General features: G+C 48.9%; 6 protein-coding genes. 4 read left to right on the top strand and 2 right to left on the bottom strand.

What is annotated here, in order from left to right; translation table 11 throughout:
• Nucleotides 1–85: 85 nt before the first annotated feature.
• Complete coding sequence (locus NTX75_17500) at nt 86–883, bottom strand: hypothetical protein (protein ID MCX5818013.1); 798 nt, start codon at nt 881–883, stop codon at nt 86–88.
• Between the two features lie 93 nt (nt 884–976).
• Here NTX75_17500 and NTX75_17495 point away from each other — a divergent pair, with 93 nt between their 5' ends.
• From NTX75_17495 to NTX75_17480, 4 genes are all read left to right on the top strand, one after another.
• The gene (locus NTX75_17495) at nt 977–2,383 is read left to right on the top strand and encodes a SpoIID/LytB domain-containing protein (GenBank protein MCX5818012.1); all 1,407 of its coding nucleotides are present in this window, start codon (nt 977–979) and stop codon (nt 2,381–2,383) included.
• A complete protein-coding gene (locus NTX75_17490; protein ID MCX5818011.1) occupies nt 2,380–3,099 on the top strand; it encodes a sugar phosphate nucleotidyltransferase in 720 nt (239 codons plus the stop codon). The genes NTX75_17495 and NTX75_17490 overlap by 4 nt, the downstream gene beginning before the upstream one ends.
• Nucleotides 3,096–4,112: a phosphotransferase gene (locus tag NTX75_17485; GenBank protein ID MCX5818010.1), complete on the top strand. Its 1,017-nt coding sequence runs from the start codon at nt 3,096–3,098 to the stop codon at nt 4,110–4,112. Before NTX75_17490 ends, NTX75_17485 begins: the two co-directional genes overlap by 4 nt.
• 602 nt (nt 4,113–4,714) lie before the next feature.
• Entirely contained in the window at nt 4,715–5,101 is a 387-nt protein-coding gene (locus NTX75_17480) for a helix-turn-helix transcriptional regulator (GenBank protein ID MCX5818009.1), read from the top strand.
• Between the two features lie 529 nt (nt 5,102–5,630).
• On the opposite strand, the gene NTX75_17475 is transcribed toward NTX75_17480, so the two are convergent.
• Complete coding sequence (locus tag NTX75_17475) at nt 5,631–6,671, bottom strand: alpha/beta fold hydrolase (GenBank protein ID MCX5818008.1); 1,041 nt, start codon at nt 6,669–6,671, stop codon at nt 5,631–5,633.
• Nucleotides 6,672–6,715 lie beyond the last annotated feature (44 nt).

Here is a 6,715-nt window from a genome sequence, read left to right as displayed (position 1 = left end):
AGGACAGCCGTTGTCCCATCTGTGGAGTGATTGTCCACAACGATGACATTGAAAGGAAAATCCGTTTCCTGCGAAAAAGCGCTTTTCACGGCATCAGAAATTGTTTCTTTACGGTTCTTACGGGTATGATTATTGATGCCTCTGTGGAAAAAGGCTGTGATTCATTGTCGGCCTTTCTCAGACCGTCTGCCGGAAGATATGCCCCTATCTTTCTGAGATAATCAGTAAATACGAGTTCCATCTCCTTCTGAACGGACTGGTTTCGTGGATCCACATAGGCAAAGCGTTTCCCGGCATCTGTGGAATTGCCCTCCCCGGCCATTGTATAGAGTGGTTCCTGAATGTGATGGACCTGGTGCTCGATGGAAACCTTCAGGCGAAGTGCGTAGACGCCCGCATGCTGAACTTGTGGTATTCCACCATACTTTTTAAAGGCCCTTCCGATAGCTTCTGTCGAGAAAAGCATCGTGGAGCCAAAGTTAAAATCATCACGGACACTCCCCATCTGATAATCATTCAGCGGATGAAGGACCTTCTTCCCTTCTTTGTCTTCCTCATAGAAATCAGAATAGGCCATACCTGCCTTCATGGACCCGGCTGCATCCAGCATTCTCAGCAGTCCATCGGGTTCAAGCGAAACCTGTCTGACTCCTTGCAAAATAAGAAGATACTTCGTTTGGGTTTCAGCCAGAACATGTTCAAGCGTTTCCCTTGATGTAAGAGGGTTTGCCACAAGGACACGACACCTGTCCATTTTTAAACCAACCGATTCCTGGCTTAAAATGATGGCGTCCTCGACCAGGCCGGACTCTGTAAGGGAATGCAGGGTCTTCTCAAAACGAGGGCTCGGACTGTACGGTGTAACTACGGTGATAGGCTTCATTGGACCTTGCCTGATAATAACATATTCCGTTTATTTTCTTGCATTTCTTTTTTTTACTGTATAATACTGAACAAAAACATTTTGGTATATTAAATGTTCACCCATACAGAGATTAAGACAATTCGTGTATATGGCCCGGGAGGTCTCGGCCCCTCGACCCCTGTATTTATTGAACCGTATATCGCTGTGGGCATTATGGATTGGCAGCATGAGGTCTCCGGATGTCTGAACGGAGATTTTTACGGGGATGGATTCGGGCCCGTATCAGGAAGGTTTTCCGTAAAAACTATTGACGGGAAGGTTGTCTTTACCAATGAACATGGCCACGAAATCACCCGTTCATCTATAATCAGGCTCACGGCCGACGATAATTCGACCTTTACCCTCCTTCGTGTGACCATAGGAATCAGTTTCCACTGGGAGAGGGCAGAGGATCAGACCTTTCAGGGAGACCTGGTTCTTAAGGCCCGCAAGGATGGAACGATAGCTGCCATTAATGAAATTCCCCTGGAGAATTACCTAAAAAGCGTGATCTCCTCGGAGATGAGCGGCAATGCACCTGTGGAGTTCCTGAATGCCCACGCCATAATGTCCCGGAGTTGGCTCCTTGCAGCGCTCAGCAGGAAGAAGAAAGCAAAAGAGATACAGATACCTGAGTCCGGGGAGAGAGAAGCCGACAGAGAAGACAGGGTTGTACGCTGGTATGAACAGGAAGACCACGACCTCTACGATGTCTGTGCCGATGATCATTGTCAACGTTACCAAGGCATCACAAAGATTGTCTCGCACGGGGCCGGAGAAGCTGTCCGGCAAACCAGCGGTCAAGTCATTACATATGGTGATGAAATCTGTGATGCACGGTATTATAAGGCCTGCGGAGGGGTTACGGAAGATTTCGGGACAGCCTGGGAAGATAAGCGAATACCATATCTGACCAGCATGTCGGACGCCCCGGTTTCTCATCACCCGATCTTGACCGAAGAAGAGGCAAAGCGCTGGGTCCTTTCTGAGCCTGATGCATACTGCAATACAAAAGACGAAGGTCTTCTCGAAACAATCCTTCCCAATTTTGACCGGGAGACTCAGGATTTTTTCCGCTGGAAGGTGGAATGTTCCCGGGAGGAGCTGGAAGGGATCCTGCGGGAGAAATCGGGTTTTGATTTCGGGACCCTGAAGGAAATCGAACCCCTTCAGCGCGGTCCTTCAGGGCGAATCTTCCTGCTGAAGATTGTCGGCTCGAAGAGAAGCATGGTTGTGGGAAAGGAGCTTGAAATACGACGCTGGCTCTCCCGGACCCATCTCTACAGCAGCGCATTTATTGTGAAGGTGGAATATGATTCTCAGGGGGAAATTCAGCGGTTTATCTTTCACGGCGCCGGATGGGGACATGGTGTGGGACTTTGTCAGATAGGCGCTGCCGTTATGGCAAGTAAAGGGTTTAGAGCAGAGGAAATTCTGAAGCACTATTTCCCGGGTACAGAAATACAGAGGATATATTGAACGGGCGACGATTTAGAACGGCCTTTATTCTTGGCGCCGGACTGGGGACACGGCTTCGCCCCCTGACGGAGCGATGTCCGAAACCGCTTTTAGGGCTTGGGGGTCGTCTCATTATCACATATGCAATGGAGCATCTCCTTGGTGTTGGTGTAGACCGTTTCATTGTAAATACCCATCATCATGCAGAAGTTTATTCGGAGAAGTTTCCTGACAGACAATGGCGGGGCGTGCCCATTACCTTCTGCCATGAACCGGTGCTTCTCGACACAGCCGGGGGACTCAAAAACATTGAAGACCTTCTGAATGAGGACGAGGTCATTCTCTGCTACAACGGGGATGTGGTAACTGATTTTCCCCTGCTGAAGCTCATCGCGGCACACGAAGAGAAGCGACCGGAGGTAACACTCGCACTAAGAACGAGGGGTTCTCCCTTGAACGTAAACATTGACAGGCACGGTGATATCTGCGACCTCCGGCACACGCTAAATAATCCTGGGGTGCAAAGCTGCCTTTTTACAGGTATCTATGCCGTAGAGACATCGTTTCTCCGTTTTCTTGAGGCCGGCAAAATTGAATCCGTCATCCCTGCCTTTCTCAGAAGAATCACGGAAAAACCAGGATCTGTCCGGGGGGTTGTCGTTGACGAAGGTGAGTGGCACGACATCGGCTCCATCGAAGCCTATGAAAGTTTGAAAGCTGCCATGGAGGACCGATGAAATCGCAGGAAGATGTGATAGGTTTTGCGCGGGAAACCCTGGGGCTCCCAGAGTCAGCCCCCATGGAACTTATACCCATGGCGGTAAGGGGGTCAGACCGGAGCTTCTTCAGATTAAAATGGAACCATACGGATTCTGCCATCCTGATTTATTATGACCCGAAGCGGATCGAGAACACGTATTACGCCGACATTGCAATCTTTCTCCGTGAAATCCGTGTTCCGGTGTCCGGGCTGATCTTCCACGACCCCGCGCGCTGCCTCATGCTCATGGAAGATATGGGGGATACAGACCTCTGGTCTCTTAGGCACACCTCTTGGGAAGTCCGGCGAACCCTTTATCAGAAGACACTTGCTATTGTGCACAGGCTTCATTCCTTCCAAGAAAAAAACCTGCCCTCAGGGCGTGTGATGCTCATGGAGGGCTTTGGTCCCGTCCTCTACCACTGGGAACGGGAATACTTCAGGGATCATTTTGTGAAAGGTGTCTGTGGAATCGAACTTGAGTCATCCCTGGGACAGGAACTCGAAAAGGAGCTTTCCGCCCTTGCAGAACGGCTTACAGGAACAATACGCTCTCTCGTGCACCGCGATCTGCAGTCCCAGAATGTGATGATCCGTGACGGAGAACCCTTCCTTATAGACTTCCAGGGGATGCGCATCGGTTGCCCCTTCTACGATCTTGGCTCGCTTCTCAATGATCCTTATGTGGATTTTTCCGAAGAGGAGATCGACGAACTTCTGTCCTTTTATTACGTGTTATCAAATTGGGATCTCGATTGGGAGGTCTTCCAGGATTATTTCTGGAAGGCTTCAGCGCAGCGCCTCATGCAGGCCCTCGGCGCCTATGGATTTTTGGGCCTCACAAAAGGGCTTAATGCTTTTCTTGCGCATATCCCTGCCGGACTCCGGAACCTTTTTCGTGCGGCTGCACATACACAATCCCTGCCCCGGCTCCGTGAACTTGCCCTGATGTGCCAGGAGCAGATTGAGCGCAATGCTTTACATGCCTGATTACTTCATTCCTATAAACCCGGATTTATCATTAGAATCATATGGGTGTCGGACCATCCCTCTCAAACACGCTCATTCCGCTCCAGCGGCCTCAATCGCTCGCGTTCGGCTTCGGAACTTTTGCATACGCAAAAGACCAAGCTTCCTCGCCTCTCGACGGTTTGCTCCGGGATACTCCGACACCTTCCTAACGACATATTTGGGATAAAAAATAATCGAACGTGCCGGAAAACAGAAAAAGGTCAGCAGAAAAAAGAGGGGCTGGTGTATCAAGCCGGTAGGAAGAGGTGTTGAAGAATAATTTGCTGATTGTAAGCAACCCTACAGAACTTCCTTGACATGTAACCAATTATTGATTACAATATAAATGTGTTCAGGGTCAAGATAAAAAAGAAAGCCCTTAAGGTGGCAGAAAAGATGCCTGACCTTGTCCAAGAGAGCTTGGCGGCTTTAGTTAAAGACCTTGGAGATAAAGGACCCGTACAACCTTGGCTGGCCGAATTATAGCAAGCTTGGCAATGAGGACTATCACTGCCACGTTGCCAAAAAGTGGGTAGCATGTTGGTATTGTAAAGACAAAACATTGTTAATAGAGGTGTATTATGCAGGTAGTCGTGAAAACGCCCCGTATTGAAATCAATATTAAAGGTATACAGATACCAGCGAGGTTGATGGAAGTGCTGAAAGAAGAATATGGCCACGATCTTAATCTTGTTAAAAGTGATGAAGATGAGGTTGTAGATGTTTTTGAAACTTCTTGGTATAAAGAGGTTTCGGAGAGAATGACCCCGGGTAAATATCTGGCGATTTACCGCAAAAACAAGAAATTGACCCAGGAGCAGTTGGGTAAAGCTTTAGGCGGAGTACCCCGGCAGCATATCTCTAATATGGAGCGGGGACGGAGGGCCATCAGTCTGAAAATGGCGCGTAACCTTTCGGCAATACTTGATACACCAATTGAAAGATTTGTCGTTGGATCCACTGATTAGAGGAAGTTGCTCCTACTTAAATGCATCATCATCCTATAAAAAATATCTTCCGCAAAGAAAAAGGCCCTTAAACCTTACCCTCTTTGCTCCGCTCCGCTTCCTTACCCATTATCCTCCACTGTCAATAATAAAGATTTGACCCTCCGTTTTTTTGATTGGTAATGGCTGATTGCTAAGGCACGTGAATTATTGGATTTATGATCATTTTAAAAGTTGCATTCACTGTGAATGCAAATGTTTCTTTGCCCCGTGTAATGAATTAACCTGCAAGGTAGGATAAGACTTTCTGGAGATTTCAGCGATGACGGACAATGTGTCCGTCACTTCCTTCAATATGGAGTCGGACTTGAGGTTGTGTGCCTGCGGCCAGGCCGAGGTTAGGCCAATCTGATTTGTCCGAAGCCCAGCGGCAAGTTAGAAGATTGAACGGAATCGAATCGCTGCAAGGGTAATCCGCCCGGAGTGGAAGCTAAAGAAATGGTTTTCCATTAATATCAATTTGATAGCATATTGGAATTATCTCTGAAACCTAATTGGCCAGGAATGATGCGACAGCTTCGCGGATCTTTTCCTGTTCGCAGAAGAATGCAAAGTGGCCGCAATCGCTCGAAAGCTCAAGGGTTTTCGCCTTCAAGATTCCGGCAAAGGCAAGTGACGGCCTCGGGTTTACCATGTAGTCGTTTTGTGCAACAACAGCAAAGAGCTTTGCTTTAACAACGCCGGCAGCACGTTCTGCTGATTTGCCGAAGGGCCGGTAAATATCGCCGGACATGATCGCCTTCAGCTGCCATGCCCAATCGTCTGGATTGTATTTTGCCAGGGCCTTTTCTGTTTCAGCAAGGAACTGCGGAAGTCCCTCAGGCGTGATGCGTGACACATAATACTGCGGTGTGCGGGTGACGAGGGCGTGAATGGGGGCTAATCTCTTCATCCTCCGGGCATCTTCTTCCTGTGCCCCCTGTGTTGTCTCGATTGCCCTTAATTCGGACTGCCATACGAGGAGATCACAGGAGGTCACACTGGGTGTGCCCATAATGGAAACGGCGTTCTTCATGAATTCCGGGTAAGTGAGCAGCCACTGGAATGCCTGCATCCCTCCCATGGAAATCCCCATGACGGCATGGAGCCGGTCCAGGTTGAGATGCTTTTTAAAGAGGATATACTGGGCATTCACCATATCTCCGATGGTAAACTCAGGGAAAGCGGAAGCGGACTGCGTCGTGCTGTTCGAAGGGGAAGAAGATACCCCGTTGCCAAAGGCGTCAACAGCAATGACAAAGTACTTCGAGGTATCGGCAAGCTTTCCCGGCCCGATAAATCCAAGGTCGAAGAGGTCTTTGGAAGTCCCTGCCAACCACGTAGGGAAGAGAATCGCATTCGACTTTTCCTTGTTCAGTACACCGGCAGTGCGGTATCCCGCCCGGCAGTTACGGATAACCTGACCGCTCTCAAGGCGAAAATCGCCCAGATCTGCAAATGCAAGGGGCACTTCCGGCTGGGCGGCAATACCTGAAGCCGTAAAAACCAGCAAAAAAACAAGCGCTAATAATATGCGATGTACAGCTTTCATTGTTTCCTCCTTATCTCCTTGACGGTTTTGTCAAAACCTTTATA

Source organism: Pseudomonadota bacterium, assembly GCA_026388315.1.
In the GTDB taxonomy this organism is placed as follows: Bacteria; Desulfobacterota; Syntrophorhabdia; order Syntrophorhabdales; family Syntrophorhabdaceae; genus MWEV01.
This window is presented reverse-complemented; position numbering and strand designations above follow the sequence as displayed.